The 20,727-nt window shown below is 49.8% G+C and carries 12 protein-coding genes; all 12 read right to left on the reverse strand.

What is annotated here, in order from left to right; translation table 11 throughout:
• Positions 1-195: 195 nt before the first annotated feature.
• Complete coding sequence (locus RJP21_RS17610; RefSeq protein ID WP_310860435.1) at positions 196-762, reverse strand: NAD(P)H-dependent oxidoreductase; 567 nt, start codon at positions 760-762, stop codon at positions 196-198.
• A 1,030-nt stretch (positions 763-1,792) separates the two neighbouring features.
• On the reverse strand, positions 1,793-3,052 hold the full coding sequence (locus RJP21_RS17615; RefSeq protein ID WP_310860436.1) for an aminopeptidase P family protein: 1,260 nt from the start codon (positions 3,050-3,052) through the stop codon (positions 1,793-1,795).
• 324 nt (positions 3,053-3,376) lie between these two features.
• Positions 3,377-7,480, reverse strand: coding sequence for a carbohydrate-binding protein (locus tag RJP21_RS17620; RefSeq protein WP_310860437.1), 4,104 nt, complete (start codon positions 7,478-7,480; stop codon positions 3,377-3,379).
• 799 nt (positions 7,481-8,279) lie between these two features.
• Complete coding sequence (locus tag RJP21_RS17625; protein ID WP_310860438.1) at positions 8,280-9,203, reverse strand: alpha/beta hydrolase; 924 nt, start codon at positions 9,201-9,203, stop codon at positions 8,280-8,282.
• Between the two features lie 515 nt (positions 9,204-9,718).
• A complete protein-coding gene (locus tag RJP21_RS17630) occupies positions 9,719-10,864 on the reverse strand; it encodes an amidohydrolase family protein (RefSeq protein WP_310860439.1) in 1,146 nt (381 codons plus the stop codon).
• A gap of 265 nt (positions 10,865-11,129) precedes the next feature.
• Positions 11,130-12,143, reverse strand: coding sequence for a DUF3231 family protein (locus RJP21_RS17635; RefSeq protein ID WP_310860440.1), 1,014 nt, complete (start codon positions 12,141-12,143; stop codon positions 11,130-11,132).
• A 185-nt stretch (positions 12,144-12,328) separates the two neighbouring features.
• The gene (locus RJP21_RS17640; RefSeq protein WP_310860441.1) at positions 12,329-13,921 is read right to left on the reverse strand and encodes a SagB family peptide dehydrogenase; all 1,593 of its coding nucleotides are present in this window, start codon (positions 13,919-13,921) and stop codon (positions 12,329-12,331) included.
• A gap of 44 nt (positions 13,922-13,965) precedes the next feature.
• Complete coding sequence (locus RJP21_RS17645; protein ID WP_310860442.1) at positions 13,966-15,915, reverse strand: TOMM precursor leader peptide-binding protein; 1,950 nt, start codon at positions 15,913-15,915, stop codon at positions 13,966-13,968.
• Positions 15,912-17,870, reverse strand: a complete 1,959-nt coding sequence (locus RJP21_RS17650) for a putative thiazole-containing bacteriocin maturation protein (protein WP_310860443.1) — start codon at positions 17,868-17,870, stop codon at positions 15,912-15,914. The genes RJP21_RS17645 and RJP21_RS17650 overlap by 4 nt, the downstream gene beginning before the upstream one ends.
• Positions 17,871-18,220: 350 nt before the next feature.
• Positions 18,221-18,463: a heterocycloanthracin/sonorensin family bacteriocin gene (locus RJP21_RS17655; protein WP_310860444.1), complete on the reverse strand. Its 243-nt coding sequence runs from the start codon at positions 18,461-18,463 to the stop codon at positions 18,221-18,223.
• 406 nt (positions 18,464-18,869) lie between these two features.
• The gene (locus tag RJP21_RS17660) at positions 18,870-19,703 is read right to left on the reverse strand and encodes a carbohydrate ABC transporter permease (protein ID WP_310860445.1); all 834 of its coding nucleotides are present in this window, start codon (positions 19,701-19,703) and stop codon (positions 18,870-18,872) included.
• Between the two features lie 26 nt (positions 19,704-19,729).
• A complete protein-coding gene (locus tag RJP21_RS17665) occupies positions 19,730-20,680 on the reverse strand; it encodes a carbohydrate ABC transporter permease (RefSeq protein ID WP_397386235.1) in 951 nt (316 codons plus the stop codon).
• Positions 20,681-20,727: the final 47 nt, after the last annotated feature.

Consider the following 20,727-nt stretch of genomic DNA (forward strand, 5'->3'; position numbering starts at 1 on the left):
GATAAGACAACGATTGAAACGATCGTTGTCTTATCTTTTTTAATGCCTAGAGCAATCTCTAATCGACAATCGGAACATGTTCTTGTCCCTCGACAGGACTGTCTACAACTTTTCATTGTATATTGACATATTGGATCAAACAGTGAAAGCATCAAGAGATGCGTTGTTTAATTATAATGTCTAATACCATATTGTTTACGCTTTGCCCGCTACCTCCTCGATTTGGTTCAGCCACGCCGTACGCGTCGCCTCGTCGGAGCTCGGTACGGACTCGAAAAATACATGGTGCAGCACCTCCATACCGCAATATTCAAATATTCCTTTGTCGGATGTCAAAATTAAAGCTTTGTCCATACCGCTAGCTGCATATTGGGCATGTGATTTCCCTTGCGTGTTAATAATTACAGCTTTTTTACCCTTCAGCATTCCCATCTGCTCGCCACTCACGTAACGATAGGCAAACCCGTAAGTAAAAACCCGCTCTATATAGCCTTTGACGATTGCTGGCAGTCCGGTCCACCAAATCGGATAGATGAAGGTAATCACGTCAGCCCATTTCAGATACTCTTGCTCCTGCTCAATGTCTTCACCTACGCCGCCTAGTATCTCACTGCTGCTAATGACAGGCTGGAACTCCATCGCGTACAAATCGCGGACGATGATCTCGTGTCCTTTTTGACGGAGGCTTCGAACGGTAGTTTCCAAAATAGCATGGTTAAAGCTTTCTTTTCTCGGATGGGCATACACGATCAAATGGTTCATAGGGATATCTCCTCTCATTTTGCGTTTCAAATTAAATAAATTATTGATTGATCAATTACAAACACATACAAACTGGCACATGCCTCGATCAGAACATCTGTACTACCGTCTGCTCCAAGGCATAGCTGACAAGCTTTTTCTCCCCTCAAGTCTTGTCTGATGCCTTAAAGAATTAGAAAATTAAGTCAGTGAGCAGGTTTAGAGACGATCTACACGTTACGCACCTCAAGATAAATCGCTTAGCAATTTGAGAATGATATGATTAGTAATTGATCAATCACTAACATGTTGATCATTATATGTCTCCTGTCTCTGAAATGCAACTCATATTTTGTGATTTTTAAAAAATTTCATTTTCAATAGTTTGCTGCTATCTTTTGTACATTAATAGTCTTGTCGTGATTTCACATTCGACATTCAACCTGAATCATCTGAAGTAATGGGCTTTTCCCCATATTCTTACAGAATCGATGATAGTGGACAATTTTTTCCTTGTTCAGTTAAGGAATATTCTACTTTTGGCGGCACAGTGTCATTCACCATGAGGAATAAAAACAGCATCATGTCAGTACTAATTTTAACGCGGTCTGTATTTGACGTTATAGGTATGGCTATTTGGAAATGTATGTTTGAGTCAATTAAGCGTTATGTTCTTGTCGTCTTAAAGATATTAGCTTCCTGCTCTACCGTAGGCAGCTTGTCACAACAGGTGGCTCTGCGGAGGAAAGATCTGTCTCTCACCACATTAACTATTTCTTACAACACAAGGTTGGAACAGGGATGCTCTTCGATTTTCTCATTCAAGCGAATTCACATAAAGTGTGAGACGGTTCAGGCTAAAATATCCAAAAACCTTATGTTATCCTCTTTAGCATAAGGTTTTTGATAAATCCCAGAATATAAATTATTGATATGCAACTTCATACTATCTTTTATCAATCTATCTTTCTACTAAACTAATAATATTAGGTATGATAAAAACAATCTGTCTCGATAATGTATACATAACTACTGTGGCAGCAGACGGCGTTTATTTTGTCGCTTTTGCTTTGGCCATGAAGGCCTCGATTTCGTCGACTGTCTTTAAGATATCTTTTGAGAGTACCTCGCAACCATCTTCCGTGACAAGGACGTCGTCTTCGATGCGGATGCCGATGCCTTCTTCAGAGATGTACAGGCCTGGCTCCACGGTCAGCACCATACCCGGTTGTAACTCCAGCCCGCGGTAGTCGCCGACGTCGTGAGTGTCAAGGCCAAGACTATGGCTAACTCCATGGTAGTAGATGTTAATCAGCTCTTCATCGTTATCGATCAAACCGAGTTCCTTGCCTCCTTCGGCCAACACTTGCTTGGTGATCTCGTTCAGCTTTGCGAAGGGTACGCCTGGTTTGATCGCATTGATGACTTCCTGCTCAGCCTTCAGTACGAGGTTGTAGATCGCTTTCTGACGCTCGCTAAACGTGCCATTGACCGGAAACGTGCGGGTGATGTCAGCGTTATATTGGTCGAACTCCGCACCTATGTCGACCAGCACTAGCTCTCCGTCTTGGATATCGCTGTCGTTTTCTTCGTAGTGAAGCACTGTCGCACGGGCACCGCCCGCCACGATCGGGTCAAAGGCATAATGTTTCGCACCCGACGTGCGCAAGTTGAATGTGAAGTGTGCTTCCAGCTCCGCCTCGTTGACACCTGGACGCATATGAGACACCATGCGCTCGATGCCTTCCTTCGTGATTTCGATGGCACGCTTCATCTTCACTATTTCATCTTGAGTCTTGAACAGGCGCAGGTGGGCGATCTGTCGGTACAGGTTCTGAACCACGAGCATCGGATACTGCTCCTGTGTTTTGCGTGCAAACATCTCCGCCCGGCCTGGCAGCTCATGGAACCCACGTCGTTCAAGGTCGAAGTACACGTTTTTGTAGTCATGGTTCGTCACAGTAGCGTGGAAGAATTGTTCGAAGGTGTCGCGATCTTGCACCTTTCCGATGCCGGTAATCGCTTTGGCTTCATCAGCAGTCATCATCTTGCCGGTCCATTTTTCCAGAACGGGATCAACTTTTTCAATAAACAGCGTCTCTTCGACTTGAATGCCGCGCTTGGTGATCACCAGGATGGAACCCGGTTTCGTCAATCCAGTGAGGTAATAATAATGGCGGTTCGGCTTAAATGGAAAATTCGCATCCGCTGATTTATGGGGAGCTTCCCCAGCAAACAAAACGGCAATGGAATCATCAGCCAAAGCTTGGACCAACTTTTGACGGTTGTTTATAAAAAAGTTTTGTTTCATGTCTTACACTCTCCCTTTTGCAATTCGCTATTCTAACTATTATCATATATTAACATATTCTGGCTGTTACTGTTCAGTATCAAAAGTATAATACTAATGTTCCAAGAATGAGCCGCAGGAAATCCCTTCCAAACGTCTTCATAGGTGTGGATCCTTCGCTCTCCCCTCAATCCGAGAAAATATGCTTACTATCATAGTTTCCGATACAATAACGCAAAAACGTCCTGGCACCGAAGCTCCTTCGGTACAGGGACGTTCTTATTAGTTAGTCGCCATAGGGCCGGCTACTTACCCAGATTTGCGCTCCACGCCTCAATGAGTGCCTTAACGCTCCGATTGAGCGTTGTCTTTGGCTTCATCGGAAACTTCTTCCTGCTTCTTCTCTTTATTCATCTGCTTCAATAAATTCTCCAGATGCTTGATCCCCTGCTTCCAGTCCGTCTTATTCTTGCTGACCGCATCGGTTGCATGCTCAAGTTCCTTATCCAACTGCTTCCAGGTCTTCTCGTCTAGCTGTCCGGCTGTTCCAAACCATTCCAGCAGCTTTCCAATGGCAGGAGCGTTAATGGGGGCGGGGAGAACCGTGAAATTGTCGTAGCTCGTTTCATTCATGAACGTCCGCATGCCGGCCTTGCCGTGTGTAAATGGATTGCCGCTGCGGTCTGTGTAGTCGATAACCGGCTTGCTCATATCATCGACAAACACTTGGATACGGGCGCCTTGCGCAACGACTTTTACATGCTCCCATTCACCTGTCTTCACCTCGAGCGGCGCTCCTGTCAGATAGGTCCAGTTGTAATTCAGCTTGCCGAGATGAACGCCCTGTTTGTTCAGGTACGCGACATATCCTTGCACGAAATCCGCATTATTCTGATTCAACTCCTTGCCGTGAGCCGGGTTGCTCGCCCGGAACAGTATGCCCCCGTCACCTGTTTTGCTGATCAGCTTGATATCAGACTCCACGCTGTAATCTGACCAATTGGCATCTCCGATCAACGTTTTCCCGAAGCTGCCGATCGCTGCCTGATATTCGCCAGTATGAGCAACCTTAGGTGCGACCGGATTCTGATGAATGCGTATTCCTTGGAAGTCGAATTCCCCTTTCACGGTTTCGACCTTCAAGGTATGTGCGCCCGCCGGGAGATAGATGCCTTGCTTCGTTGTTGTCGCCCAGTTCTCCCAGGTGACAGAATTCGGAATGTCGACTTCACCGGTTAGATCGGTTGCATCGTCGAGCCATAGCCGGACCTTCGCACCGTCCATCGATGTAGCGGTCACGAAATCGACGTTGTACACGCCGGCCTTGGCAATATCTACGTTGTAGGCCAGCCATTCGCCGGTAGCGTTCCACCCTACATTGTAGCTGCCGCCCGCATTCCGGCGGATGTCGACCGCATCATTCCGGTATTCCGTACCGATGTTAGCGGGAGTAAGATCATGGTAGCCTACACCTTCGCCACCTGCCTTATAATCAACAGCCTGAATAAATCCGGGCAGCACGTGCGGCTTATCGAACTGGGTGAGCGACAGTCTCGTCATGTCAAACTCGCCTTTGACAATTTCGACCTTCAGTTCATGATCACCGGCCGGCAGTCTAATACCGGATTTCGTCACCGACTTCCACTTATTCCAGTCGCCGGAAGCAGGAACGCCCAGTATGCCTGTCAAATCCGTCGTGTCATCCAACCATAGCCGGACTTGTGCATCCGTGAACGTCGTAGCTGCCCACAGGTCGAGATCATACAGCCCCTCATTCGCAACGTTGATGTTGTACTTCAGCCATTCGCCCGTTTGATTCCACCCTACGATCTGATCGCCGGATGCAGCGGATCGAATGTCGACGCTATCGGTGCGGTATTTGCCCCCAATGTTCGCAGGCGTCAAATCATGGTAGCCAACGCCTTCTCCGCCGGGCTTGTAATGCTCGGCTTCGATGACGCCGGGTACGGGTATCGGCTGATCCGACCTCGTCATCGCTATGCTTGCAAAATCAAATTCTCCGCGGACCGTCTCTGCTTTCAACGTATGTTTGCCTGCCGGTAGGGTAACACCGGATTTGCGCACCACATTCCAAATGTTCCAGTCACCGGTTTTCGGAATGTCCATGATCCCGGTAAGATCCGTCGTGTCGTCCAGCCAGAGCCGGATCTGACCTCCATCCAGCGTAGTGGCTACTTTGAACTCTGCATTATAGGTTCCGGCTTCCGCTACGTCAATGTTAAATTTCAGCCATTCGCCCGTCTGGTTCCAGCCGACGTTGTAGCCGCCGCTGACCTTATTGGAGCGAATGTCGACCGAATCTCCCCGGTACTCGCCGCCGATGTTTTGAAGTGTATTATCATGATAACCGACACCCTCGCCGCCGGAAATATAGTGGACCGTACCAATCTCACCCGGGATCGGATGATAAGCGTCGTAAGCCTGCTCCTCCTCCTCGTCAATGTCGGTCTTCACGCTCCAGAAACCTTCATACCGCTTCCAGCCGTCATCCTTGCCATCATCGAAGTTATCATAGAGAACCGGAACATCCGCGTGCCTTTGGAACGACAGCTTGTCAAGCGAGGTCGTGCCCGATGCGGCAGTGACCTTCAAAATATGCTCACCTGCCGGCAAATCTACCCCATTCAGCTGTGCGGTTTGCCATCCTGCATCAGCAGCGTCAGTGTCACCTGTCAACTCAAACCCGCCCAGCGGCTGTCCATCATCCAGAGTGAGCTGTACTTTGCTGCCCGGGGCTGCATTCGCATAAGAAAGATCGATATCATATTTGCCTGTTTCCGCAATGTTCAGCCGGTATTGCAGCCATTCGCCCTTCTCGAAATCGATGATATGTGAGGTACTGTCATCAGCTTTGGCCGTATCCATGCTATCTCCGCGATAATCGCCGATTGTACCCGGCGTCTGGTCGTGATACCCGACCCCCTCGCCGCCTGACAGGTAATGAACGGCCTCGACTTGACCCGGAACCGGTTTCGCGGCGTCAAAGTCGCTGCTGCCGTTCACGTCGTTGTTGAAAGCAACATAACCGAAATTAGCCTTCGCGTTCTCCGTGACATAACCGATGCTGCCGCCGCCAAGCTTCACGCTGCGGGTCTGCTTCAGCATGCCGTCGACGTAGACCTTGAACGTATCTCCTGCTTTCTCAACCCGGATATTGTGCAGCTTTGTATAATCGTATCCTTCCGGCAGCGTACTCGTCACCGATCCCAGATCGACGCCGTTCACCCGGAACTGCGTCTGCAACGAATTGCTCGCCGGATCTAACAGCGCAGCGCCGAAATCGTCATCGCCTTTGTAGGAGAATACGACCCCGAGCCGCTGGCCGCGGGTATTGTTGGACTCAGCCAACTGCAGGTTATATTCTGCCGTATAGTTGCTCTCGGCCTCAGCAGTGGTCAACAGTCTGTTTGTACCGGCGGCTTGCTGCCGAAGAAGTCCGGAATCAATGCTCCAATTGGCACCGTCCGCATGCGTCCACGCCGGGCTGAGTTCCGCGCCGTTGAACCGGTCCTCGAAATCCGGCATTTCCGGATCCGGCTGATCGGTTGCCGTCGGTCCGAGCACGGACATTTTATCCCCGTTGAACACGATCCGGTCCATCCCTAAATGGCGAAGAGGTCCAACAATGCCCTTTCCTTCGAGATTGTGGTAGATAATATAACGGGCATCCAGGTTCGGGCCAACGACGACCGTATTATGGCCGAGACCGACTGTCGGACCTTCCGTACTGATCAGGATCGGGTTATCCGTATCACGCACGAATCCCGTGAGCGGGTTTGAGCTGACCGCATAGTCGACCCGATAGCCTTTGCTGAATACATGGTTGCCGGTATACGTCATATAGTATTTGCCGTCGCGCTTGAACAACGTAGAACCTTCCGTCCAACCGTTCATGCTTGCACCTGTATTGACGCTGTTGCCGATCGTCGTGGGCGTAGGCATCGTAGCCGCGAGAATTCCCGCTGCGCCTGCATGATAGAAATACCACTTGCCATCATCGTCAATAAAGACGTTGCCATCGATCGAATGGCCCAAATTGCCCGTCTGCACTGTGAACGGACCGGTTGGGCTCTCGCTGCGCAGCACGTAATGACCATTGCCGGCAGGAGAGGTATACATGTAGAAGTATCCGTTCCAATAAACGACTTCAGGAGCGTAGGCTCCCTTCGTAACCGGATCGGTTGCGGCCAATCCTCCATAGCTCCAGTGGACAAGGTCTGGCGAGCTCCACACTTTGACTCCGATATCGGTATCTCTCGTGCTCACATATAAATAATATGTACCATTAAACTTCAGCACGTAAGGGTCGCCAAGTCCATATTGTCCCCATTCGTCCGGCAGCGATGCAGGATTCTTATAGGCGAATGCCGCCTGAGGAGCAATCAAGAGCAGCATACACAGCACGATTGTTATACTTCGTTTTAACATCAAACTTATCACCTCATCGATTGTATTAAAACGCTTTCATAGATGAATGATCGTATGGATCTTCACCGGTCACCGTTATCGCATCACCTCATTTCATCCAATTAATCTAATATATCGAGAGTATATCGGCATCTTCCAGGCAAAGTCAATGTTTTATTACGATTATTTTGAAATATTACAGGGAATATTTGCGTTTATCATCCCTTGTTTCAATATTATTGTAATAAATGAGATAGCTATGGGGTAGTTTATCGGTAGGTGATCACACCCATAGCAAATATAATAAGGAGCTGTGCACGCACCCTTCGTAAGGGTGTTTGCTCACCCTATCTTCAACCAGATTCTTGATGTCAGACATCAGTAGATCTTAATTCTCGTACTTATCAGCAATTAGTTTCCTAACGAAGAACCTTCCGGCATTTACGAGGAAGAATCTCTTCACTTTAAGGTCTGACTTTAAATGTTTGTATGATAAACAAGTTGACTAACTGCTAGCTGGCTACTGTTGGGATGACCTTGCCATTCAGATATTATGTCTGGCCTACATGTTCTGATCGTCGTATCGAGGGAGCGTTTTAAGGAAAATCGGCAAACGAAAAAAGCCGCATCTACGCGACTTTTAAGCATCTATGTTCTTGTCACCCGACAAGGAGGATGAAGCCATGACCCGCAAGATCCTTTACGATTTGAAGACCAATTTTTCTTTGGAATATCAAAACAGCAAAAATCAATAGAACACAAGAGAAAATGCCGACCAACAATGAAGCCTCAGATTAAACATCCTCACTTTGAGTTTACTTTAATTAAAATTCTTTTTAATAAATTCAATGAGTTTAGACTTTAATGCGTCACCATGCTCTCCCCTATGATACATATCTGTTCCATGATAACCACTCTCATCCACAATCAGCTCTTTATCCGTTGCTCCGGATGCTTGATATAATTTGCGCACTTCTTTTTCAATCGAGCCTCCATAATCACCAGGTGAAAAAACAAACAAGGATGGCGCTTTAATCTTTTTGACGCTTGGAATTGCATCATGGGGCCCACATTGTGCAGGAGAAGAAAGAATAATTAGCCCCTCAATAGGCAGCTCTTGACGAACGCCTGCAATGATTGCTGTACTACCACCACATGATGCTCCTGCCAAAAATACGTTCTTTGCACCCAATCGTTTGAGTTCGCTTAAGGCTGCATCTGCATCACGATCTATATGTTGATTATCCTCTGGAATATCCTGTGAGGCACCGTGATTGCGATATTCAGGAATAACGACTAAATATCCGTCATCCGCCAATTCCGTTCCCATGTCAATAAAAGAGCAAATGTTATAGCCTTGCTCGTGTGCAAGCAGGACTCCTTTATTTCCGCTTCCAAGCACAAGCGCCGACAAATGCACCCCGTCTTTGGTTGTCAATGTAGTTGCTTTATCGCGCAGCTTCTCTGGTACGCAACTGTTCACAAGATGCCCGTTGGAAGAGCGTACCGTACGATCCGACCAGGCAGGATCATACTCAACCGGTGGGTTTGATGGGATGTTCGTTTTTTCGGCAGGAGGCGCTTCGTTCCCGGTCTCGGTTGTGGTGGATGTATTTTGAGGCAGATTCGTTGAAGAATGATCTACATTTGGAGATACAGGCATTTTTGTGGAGCATCCTGTAATGGTTATTAACAAAATGAGGAAGACTAGTGCCATTTTTATTTCTTTAAAAGATACGATCATAGATTTTCTATACCTCCGACTTTCACTGAATTTACAAGAGAGTGTTCTATTATCACTTTGAATTAGCGTCTGGTTGTACTTTGGTTGATTTTTTCTTGGAATCCTCTATCTTTGTCATTTGTATAGGGAGGTCAGACACCGTTTCCTCATTTTTTGTACCTCCGTGTACTTCGATTTTTCTTATCTAAAACAATTCGAAAATCAATTTTTAGTTTCATAAATTTACTATAGACCAGAGATATCATCAATTATTGAACGAAATGTCAACAAATTGTCTCCGAGTTTCAATCATTTAGATATTTATCTAATCGGTAGTGGGAACTTGTTCTTGTCCTTTACAGCAATCGGGACAATAACTTGTATCGATAAAATAAAAAAGCCGCTAAAATAGCGACTTTCAATGGGACTATGTTCTTGTACCTCAACACTCACGCACCAACGTACTGCCCAATTCATATCTGTGGACCATGGAATAATCCATTCGCGTACCAGCCATGTACCCACCCTAGGAAATTTTACTCTTGTTTCTTATCCAACAATAGTTTTCCGGCTTCCTCTTTCGTCAGGCTGGACAAATCCTTCTCCATGCCAGGCAGATTGCCGGCCTTGCGAAGTGCCTCAAGCTGCGTCTTCGTGGCCGGCTGCATGCGGATCAACCGTTCAAGGTTACCGCCGGCAACCTGCTGTGCTATACGGCGGTCGCCCAACGCATCGATCAGCCGGTACATCCCTTCGATGGCCTTCTCCTCGCCTCCAGGCAAACCATAGCCCGAATCCGTGCTCAATAGAAAACGATCGGGAAATTGCTTAATGACGGATACGAAGTCGTCCAGCCGGTTGGCGCTCTCCGGATTGGAAGCTGTAAAACCGGCAAAAAAGTCCGCGTACAGATTGGGATGCTTCTTAAGCAAGTATTCGACATTGTCGGGCGAATTGTAAGCGTTGATATGGGCGAATATGAAAGTCGTATCAGGATTGTCCTCGAGCGCTTCCTCCAGTTTGCGGACCGGCTCCCCGCTCGGAGGATCGACATGGAGCAATACCGGCGTCTTATATTCCGCGCATAGTTTGTAGATTTTCGGTAAAATTCCGTCCATCGGATCTTTGGTTTTCCAGGCGACATTAGCCAGGACGGGAGAATTCGTGGAGGCTGCGGCAATTTCACCGATGCCGAAGTATCCTTTCTCCAAATTGTCCTTCGCTGCCTGAAGTCCCGATTCGTCCAGGAGATTGATTCCGGAGAAAAACGGGATAAACTGGCCGGGCGCTTCCTGATATGCATTCCAGGATATCTCGTCCGTCCCGATCGCCGAAGGTTCGGAAACATCTCCGAAAAGGACAATTCGGTCAACGCCGTCCTGCTTCCAGGTCTTCATCATCCTTGCATATGTAAACCCGCTGGCATCATGATTATGTGCGTCGATAAGCCGCAAATCGCCGTATTCGACGACCAGCTCGGCCAGGCTTTTCATTTCGGCCTCTGGCGAATTCCCTTTCGAATCATCCGCAGCAGTATCGGATGTGGCAGCGGAGGTCAGCGGCTTTACAGAAGGCTCTTCCATATGCCCCGGGTTTGTATATAATGGCCTATACATCAGCAAGAACGCCATCACCACGATAACGACGCCGGCGAGCAAATAAGTCAGCGGCTTTTTAGTCATGCAAATCTCCTCACTTTATGCGAAACTTTACCAGAAATTATAGCACATCCTACCAAAACACAGAGGGCAAACCTTTGCATATACCTGCCGGTATAACAGTTAATCACTTCTTGTCGTCCTACATGGCACAGGTGTCGGTACCGTGCCATTACTTTTGATAAGGTTTCCGCGCTGTTTGTAAACGGCAAAGCTTAAGGGCCATCCTATACAGGAAGACCCTTTCTTTTATCCCGCTTCTATCCAAGGCAGCTTCAAAATCAAGATTTTAATGTCCAGCTTGTAAATTATCTCGGTCTACAGCTTCCGGAGGTTGCTCCATCCAGCCATGGTCAATCATAATATTGGCACCATCTTCTACATATAATGTTACATCCAATTGGCATTTTGCAAATAAGGCAGCAACATCTTTTCTTCCACTAAGTGATGCACCATTGGCGTATTCCCTTATCTTCATGGAGAACATATCGATTTTATGATAGACCATTAGTTTATCTGAGAAAGGAGGCTCAGTTGATGATCTGACCAAATGATCAATAGTCGAAGGGGATGGCAAATCGTCTTTCGACAATTTATCCGACATCAGATCAATATGTTTTTGATTAAGATTCTTTCCACGTTCTAAATATTGTCTGACTTCTTCGCTTCTCGCCACCTGGATAAAGCCAGTAATAATAGCTTTGCTCGTGATGTCGTTATTCAGGTTTCCGTAAAGATGGGCAATTTCCAATCCATGCAACGGTCTCACATTTCCAAAAAAAACATTTAAAAAACTCTGTTTTGTAACGAAATCGACTCCTTCGGGGGAAGGGATGACGGGTGGATTTATTAATGTATTTCTGGAGAGCAAGGCATCATTGACAAGAACCATCAATTTGCTCGTATCATGAAGGGACTTGATAAAAAAATCCCGGACATCTTTTCTTGTTACTAAAGGAATGGCCACGCTATAAATGCTCATACCGGCTTTGCCCAGATACTGTAGGTAATGAAGATAAAAATCATCTTCAAACAGTCTGGGTGCTTCCAAATTTACGTCGTCCTTTGTAAACCCGACCGGTATTGGAAAGTCCGCTTGTTTAAAAATGGCTTCAATGTCCTGTATATAATCTTCACATAATCCCTGGGCATATAGTAAAATTTCTTTAATTTCTTTATCGTTCACATGCTGAAGAAAATAACTAAGCACGCATTTTCCCATCGTATTTCCAATATACGTTGCCCAAAGTTTTCCCATCTCCGCTGCCGTTAATTGTGATTGATCCGTTTTCACAAAACTCATTCCTTTATGATCAATTGGGAACCATGTCTAGGATATCCATTGGACAGCTTCGAAATACGCTAAAAATGCACCTTTATTTAGCACATCTCCCTTTTTCCACTGATACGAGAAGAGACAGGCTGAGCGGATTTCATCGCTGATGACCTGACCGTTTGCGGCAATGCCGTTAGCAATGAATTTTCATTTTAACGGCTCAAGCTCCCTGCCAACCGCACACGTTGACGATAGGGACCGACCGGTATAAAAATCAGCCCCGTTTCATCCCGAGCAGCCGTCCGGTAAAGCGCGTCGCTGGAATTGGCGTCAAACCCGAGAAGCGGACGTCCTCCCATCCCGAGGGCGGATGCTGCCAGCAATAACCTGTGCACGAGCATCCCTGCTTCCATTTGCTGTATGCGGTATCCCCTCTTGCCGAGCTGCGATTGAAAGAACCCCCTCTTCCCTGCTACATGAAAGCCGAGCGGCACTTGAAACAAATTGATATTGGAAAGCGACATTCCCTCCTGCATCCGTTGACGGTGATCTCCAAAACAAACCGGCTGCAGCGCATGCGCGGCGCCATCGTACCGATAAGCACCATCCGGAACGTCATCGACCCCGTAGAAGCAGCCATAAAGGCATACACGGGGTTCCGGCCGTTCCTGCGGGCCATCCAGGTCATTACGATACGAGAAGGAAAGCGTCGTTTCCCGAAGTAGAGCTGCAAGCCGGGAGAGAGCGATCGGCTTCAAGATGAATTCCGTCTCGGGCGAAAACCGGTTGCGGCAAACCGTCGCCAAATCATAAGGCAAGCTCTCTACAGGCGGCAGAGGTAGTAAGAGCGCTTGATCCGGGATTGCTTGTTCATCCTTTACGATTTCTCGGAATAATTGCGTCGAATCCAGTCGGGACGCTTCGCTCATCCGGAGCAGCAACGGATAATCTGCGATCCTCCGTGACCTGACATAGTGATCATGCCTGACAGGCGACAACTCCCGGCACAGCTCGGAGGCGGAAACCGTGTGCTCATCCTCGTTCCCGCGTTCCATCCACCGGATCACCGGATCAGTCGATAACGGGATAACCGCATACACGCTCTCCTCTTGTTCCGATAGTCCGAGCAAATGATTGACGGCTTGATCGAGAAATTGAAAATGCACGCTGGACGAATATCCGAATCGTTTCGCGATTTCGAGCAGCTGTCCGATCAATATGCCAGCATCTAGTCCCTGCAACCGGTAGGCAAAATTGTTGTATTTGTAAAAATTTTTCCAGTAAACCGTAGATACGAACGCCGCTCCGAAGCAACCGTTCACGTCGCGGCGATTCCCGAGCGACCTCGCTACATAAGCATCGAAGTTTCCTTCGCGCAACAACACCAACCGATGATGCGCCGCATCGTAATGATATACGCCGGCAGGCAATTCATCAAGCTTCAAATAGAGATACAATTCGCTCGGATATAGCCCGCCTCCGGAAGGGACGAAGCGCCGACACATCTGCAGGACGCCTGCCGATTCTTCCACTGGTCCGCGTTCCAGGACGGATTGGGTCAATTGCGTAAGCCCGAATACATAATAAAGGAAATGTCCGATATCGCGAAGGTTAGGCACACCGATCGTATCCCTGCCCTCGAGCGTTGCAGGCACTTCCCTGGAAAGCGAAAACATTGGCAACCCGCGATAAAGCTTGTAAGGAAGCGGTGCGTCATCCCAATCCGTCTCCCAATCCAAGGGCTTGACCTTATCCGGATCATATTGCAAACGGTGAAGAAAAACGTCCAAATTCATAAGACTCATCGCTTTCCTCCTTGTCTTCAACCGTGCCGCCCCATAACCGTCAATTAAGGAAACGGGTGCGGATACGGATTAAGCTGCTCGGGCGACAAGGGCTCCAGCGAATAAGACAGCTCCGCAGGGACCTTGAGCACCCTATCCAGTCCAGTTATACGGATGAGATGATGCCCGAACGTCATCGGCAGCATGCCGGGAATGAGCACTTTCACGCAATAGAGTCCATTGCGACGCGTCTCCGGCGTCGTCTGGTCGACCACGATCACTTCAAGATTCAATTGGCGGAAAACGTGCAGCATGGCCTTCAGATCATCGGTCAGATCTGCGTTCCAGTCCCTCGGTTCAAACGCTTCGGCGAACGTTTGCATCGGACGATCTTCATTCAGAAGAAAATCGAGCCGTTCCTCCGCTTGTTTCAGCCCGTACAGCATGGAGTGGTCCTCCATCTCAACGACCTGGTACGGATCGAGAAGCATCCGTTCATACTTCTGACGGTTTTCCTCGAATTTCTCGCTGAGCGTGAGCAGCATGCCCGCCACCTCGTGGATCGCGCTCTTTGCCGCTCGAATCGGATCCGGATGGGCGCCCGCCGCGCAGATGAGATTCACCCCCCGCTCTTTCTTGTTTTTCGCAAGCGCCCACACACTCGGTATGCCGTGCTCCATTGTCGATTTATACAAATGCACGTCATAACCCGCCACGGCCTCTAAACGATCCGTCATCCATCTCAACTCCCGGTCCTGGACCGAACGGTGGTCCAGACGCGGCAGAGGCAGCCGTGCATACCAGGTCATGAGAAACGAGTCGCGCTCCACCACTTCCAACATCCCGTAGAAGATCGCTTCCTCCAGACTGCCGCCCAGCGCGCAGCCGTTGGACGTTTCGTATACGAATCCGTGACCGCAGCCCGAACTGTAATAAGCCAGCAGTTCCGGTACGAGAATCGGACGCTGCTGCAGGAACGAATAACCCCATACCCAGTCGATCGGTCGCTCCGGATCAAATGGTTTGAACGGGAAGCCGGAGCGTTCATATTGTTCCTTCGCATGGACGCCTACGCGGAGAGGATCGAGCGTTCGGCCCTGTAAATTGCGGAAACTGTCATGAACGACGGTTCGTTTGCCGCGGGGCGACAGACCGCAATAACGCTCCAGTCCTTCCAGGATGGCCGTCATTTCGCTATCCGCATAGGAGTGGGTCCGACCTGCGCAAGCCTCATCTCCGCCAAACAAGGGCAAATTGATGCTCGCATCGGCAAAAGGAGACACAAGGTCAACCATTTTCCCGTTCAGAAAGCCGGTCCTGGCATCCAGGTATTCTTTGGCCAAAACATCCTTCAGCTCATCCATCGAACGGCTGCGGTACGTTTCTCCGCTGATTTTCAGGCTTGGCTGCAGCGCAATGCGGGCAGTTTCCTCATCGTCTTCCGGCAATCGGCCGCAGATCGGACATAACGGATCGGGAAGGAAGAAGTGCGACGAGCTTTTCATCGTACGCAGATTGATCAAGTAAATCCGGCTTTCCGTCTCCGGCTTTTTGCCTTCCAGCATCTTCACGGCTTCTGCCGCAACAAGGCTCGCCACCTGCAATAATCCCGTGCGAGACGCCCAAGCGTCCCGGGCGATGCCCCCATGCGATGCCAGCATCCGTTGTAGTTCCCACGATTCCCTGCGGTCGCTTCCCGCCAGCAGAAGCCGGGTATCCGCGCATTGCGAGCATCCTTGCCCCCCGGGACGAACCAACGGACCGACAATCCCCTCTCCGAATGCAACGAAGCCGCGCAGCCAGGGCGTTCCCGACTGTCGGAACCGATCCTCCGCCGCAAGATGAACGGAAGGGTCCCAAGCATCGTTCAATACCAGCGCCAAGTCTCCCATTGCCGCCTCTCCGGATTCGATGCTCTCCTGCCGGAACAGCCGATAGCGGTCATCAGCAGACAATTGCTTGATTACCAAATCCGCGAGCTGCCCTTCCCCGATGACCGTTACGATCGCGCTCAAAGCGTCTCCCCCTCTCTCAGCGACACGCCATACACGCCTGCCAGCTCTTCTTTCATAAACGGTTCTGTCGACAAATCGACGACCGTGATCCGCTTACGGTTCGATTGCAGGGTTTGCCGGACGGACTGCAGCATCATGCCGTATTCCAACTCATCGACGCCGGCGATCGCAAGGCTCTGCGGCAAGGCATCTTCCACCTTGACCGAAGAGCGCTCCAGGATTTGGCCTTGGATGTCCGCCGCATCGTTTTGGATCCTCATCAGCGCCTGTCGAAGCGCTTCTCGCAGCGCCATCGTGCGGTTTACCCCGACCCCGCCGTACCAGTACCCGCTCGTACCGACCCAAACAACCGGGAAACCCGATACTTCTTGCCCCAATCCGATTACAGGAGCATCCCGCATCGTACTCAATACGCGCAAGCAGTAGCGTGAGAAACCATCATCAACCTTGCTGAGCTCAATTCGATAAACGGAGGGCACGCTGGATTCAGAGCGGCTCTTCAGCTCCTCGAACAGACATTTCTGGAGTCCGCGGAGAACAGCTTCCGCTACCGTCTCTCCAGCTCCGACCCCCACATATTCATGTGGCTGAAACTCGATTGGACTTGCGGTATCCGGCTGGGCAGGCCCGGCCGCTTTCAGAACCCCGGCCAATCGCGACACGTACGCCTCGATGCCAGCCAAGCCCGCTTCCTTCCTTGCATCATAATGGGTCATTCCCATACAAACGATTTGCGGCAGCAGATCGGAGGGGCCTTCCGAAAGCGGGTCGGCTGCCTGGACGAGACACTGTGAGAGCGGAAGCTGCTTCAAGTCCCCTTCCTCCCAGCAGTGCAGGATGCCGGTCTCCGCCGAAGTCAAGCGATTGAAATAGGAGAGGAGACGGTCGGCTTCCTTCCTCTTTGAACGCTGTTCGATTGGAAGGTCGAACGGATCCGTAGGTTCGGCCGGACGAAGCCCGCTGACCAGCGGATGTGGAAGTAACGAATGCCACTCGCCTTCCAATGTCTCCGGATTCAGCAGGAACAACTTTCCGTTCAATTCGGAAGCCGTCGTCCCCGAAACGGTCTTAAGCCATTCGAATACGACCACATTCGCGAGCATGGCTTCCGATGTAGTAGAGACGGCGGTCGGCCGACCCGCATCGCCAAGGGCGGCTCGGTGTATCCTGCGCCATGCGGATTCGAAGCAGACGTCCGAATCCGGGTGTACCAGCGGCCCGGCTATGCCGACCTGCCGCAAGTAGATGGCAGGCAGCAGCAGCTTCTTCGCGTCCCTGCAGGCAGCATGCAGCGCTCTCAGCTCTCCGGGATCGTCATCCTGAGCGATATAGAGAACGGAATCCGCCAGCTGCACGACCTCCGGCCAATCGGGGAAGCCGTCATTCGGCGGAAAGATCTCCTCGACTTCGACCTCGGGATCCGATAGACGCGCGGTCGCCGTCAGCTCGGAGATCCGCCGGCAATCCGTGGTCGCCCGGTTCATGATCAGCATACGAAACCGGGGCAATCCAGATTCCAACAAAGCCGCAACGAGCGAGACAAATATCGGACCGGAACCTACCGCAATCGGATTAGCTTGGCGATAGGTTTGAAAGCGGTAAGCGCCCGCCCCTGCCAAGCTGTCCAGAAATTCGATCTGTCCGGCATATTTCCGTAGTACCTCTTCCGAAAGGCTATGAGGGCTGTCTTGGCTGGTATCCCGGACAAAGCCGTTACTCAGCAGTACTTCCGCGATTTCATAAACCCGTACCCTGTGGGGTTCCGGCAGCCCGTCCGTCAGATCCGCCATGGAATAATCCCCACTCCACATAGGCAGCAATTTTTCGATCCACAGATCAATCATGTCGCCTTCCATTCGAAACGAACCCGTATTGTTGCGAAAATAGACGCCGCCATTCGAATCGGGGAGAAAGAACGTATCCCCTTTCACTTTCAGACGCATAGAAGGGTTCAATTTTTTATTCCTCCTTAAAGTTTTGCCGGAAGCAAAACCGTTGCGCAGGTCAGGATTTTGCAAAATTCGATTCCGGCCGCCCCCGGGTACAATATATAGTCGAATTAAACCGTTTCGCTTTATCTATTGCTGATTGAAAGTCGCTTCTTGGATTTTGCAAGTCCTCAGTTAAAAACGAAGTTCTTGCCGGTAAAATCGCGTTGTACCAAGCTTTCGGTTTTTCTTCATTTTTAAGTTATGTAGCGCGTTTTGTCCGTCATGCCTAAAACTAAAAAAGGAACAGCCCCTGCAAGGCGAGACATTTGCAGGGGCATACCGTTTTGCGGATCGCAAAGCGATTTTTTCGGTACTCAACGGCAGCGAGCGCAGCTTCCGCAACGTGCGCAGCCGGCGCAGCTGAAGCAGCTGCTACAGCGGAAACAGTTGCTGCATGAACAAAACCCGCCGCAAAAGCCGGCGCAAAAAAAGCAAATTCCAACACATAAACGGGGATCCCCCGCATAGTACTGATTTTGCCCCGACAAAGGTGTCACCCCCGTCGAAGTAAACTGGCCGACATTCAGGTTTTGCAGATCCTTCTGGAATTCGTTCATTTTATACCCTCCGTATCACATTCAATACCCTGCATGGGACATTCGTTATACGAGAACGACCGGCATACAAGCCCATCCCTCCTTCTCGACAAGATAATTTATGAAATGGGATCCGCTAGTGTTCCTATGACATCCGCCTACCAAATAAAAAAGAACCCGGCAGATTAGGTTGGAATGGATGAAAATTCGCTTCGTTGTCATTTGCTGTTGAATCGCATTACGTTTTCGTAACATTGGAACCTGCGCAATGTTGCCCAAGACAAGAGGATGTTTAATGATTTCATTGGTGCCGTAGATGAAAGCCATCAAGTGTTGATCAAAAACGGTTACGCAAAAACAGCATGGTCAAGGAACCTGACCATGCTGCTGCAACTTTGCTTAGATCAAAGACTATGGAGCGCCCTCGCTATCCCTTGATCCCGGAAAGCGTGACGCCCTCTATAATATAACGCTGACCGATGATATATACGATCAGTACCGGAATAAGAGCAATCGCGGCGCCGGCCATCATGAGCGTCCAGTCCGTGGAATACATGCCGCGGTACAGGTTCAGCATCATCGGGACGGTGAATTTTTCGGGAGTATTCAGGAAAATGAGCGGATAAAAGAAGCTGTTCCACATGCCGAGGAACGTGAAGATTCCCAGCGCAGACAAAGCCGGTTTTACCAGCGGCAGCATAATGCGAGCGTAAATCGTCCAGCGGTTGGCACCGTCTACGATGGCGGCCTCCTCCATCTCCTTCGGAATGCCTCTGAAGAATTGGCGCAGCAGGAACACGCCGAAGGCATTAAACAACGCGGCAGGCACAATGATCGACAGATGCGAGTCCAACCAGCCGATGCTTTTCATCATCAAATACAGGGGGATAATCGTCACCTGTCCCGGTACCATCATCGTAGCCAAAAAGAGGACGAAGAGGGATTCCCGGAAAGGGAACCGGATCTTGGCAAATGCGTAAGCCGCCATCGAGCAAGTGAAAAGCTGCGAAGCAACGACGATCACGTTGATATAGAAACTGTTGAAATACGCCTTTCCGAAGGGCAAAGCCGTTAACGAGGTTTTGAAGTTGGACCACACGAACGGATCGGGGATCCATTTCGGCGGCACGATAAAAACTTGGGACAGATCCTTGAGCGAGCTCAGCAGCATCCATATAAATGGCAGCGCCATAATACACGCGCCGAGCACCAATATAAAATGAAGCAGGACGGTGGACAAGCGTAGTCCTCTGGTCTGCATGCGTTCTCCTCCTTATCCGGTCGATTCTAGTCCTCGTAATGGACCCAGCGTTTGGATATTTTCATTTGGAACAGCGTCAGCGCCAAGATCATGATGAACAGAATGACCGCTGTCGCCGTGCTTTTCCCAAACGTAAAGTCCACGAACGCCGAATCGTAAATGTGAAACACGATCGTATAGCTCGCTTTCGCGGGCCCGCCGGAGGTCATGACGAACGATTGGTCGAACACCTGAAACGATCCGATAATCGTCATAATCGTCACGAAAAAGGTCGTCGGAGACAGCAACGGAACGGTTATGTTGACAAACTGCTGCCATTTGCTGGCGCCGTCAATTTGTGCCGCTTCGTAATAACTGGCGGAGATGCCCTGCAGCCCGGCCAGGAACAAGACCATGTTCCCGCCAAGCCCCATCCAGACGCTGAGCATGGCGATCGACGGCATGACAAACCGCGTGTCGGTAAGCCAGCGGGGGCCGTCGATCCCGAACCACTCCTTCAAATAAAGGTTGATCAACCCGAAATCGGCATTAAACAGCCACATAAATACGACGGCGACCGCCACGGACATCGTAATGTTCGGCATAAAATAAATGAGCCTGTAAATCAGCTTGCCTTTTACCCGATTCAGGCCCACCGCGATAAGCATCGCCAGAATAATGCCCGTAGGCACGGTTAGCACCGTATAATACAGCGTGTTGACCACGGCGATCCGAAAGTCCTCATCCTTGAACGTGTTGATGAAGTTATCCAGTCCGACAAACTGCTTCTCCCCCATCCCGTCCCATTTCATCATGCTGAGCACAAAAGCCGAGATCAGGGGAATTAACGAGAACAGCAGCAATCCGACCAATTGGGGGAAAATAAAAACATAGCCCCAAATGCCATCCGACGTTTTGTTCGTCAAAGCGGTCTTCCTTTTGTTGTCCGGCTGCAAGGCCGGTGCAGAAACGGATCTATCGGCCGTCTGATTCTGCATACACATCCACCTTCCTCTTGCGAATTACGCCTTACGAAGCGTTGGCC

This window comes from Paenibacillus sp. VCA1 (assembly GCF_031583795.1).
Lineage (GTDB): Bacteria > Bacillota > Bacilli > Paenibacillales > Paenibacillaceae > Paenibacillus_AQ > Paenibacillus_AQ albilobatus.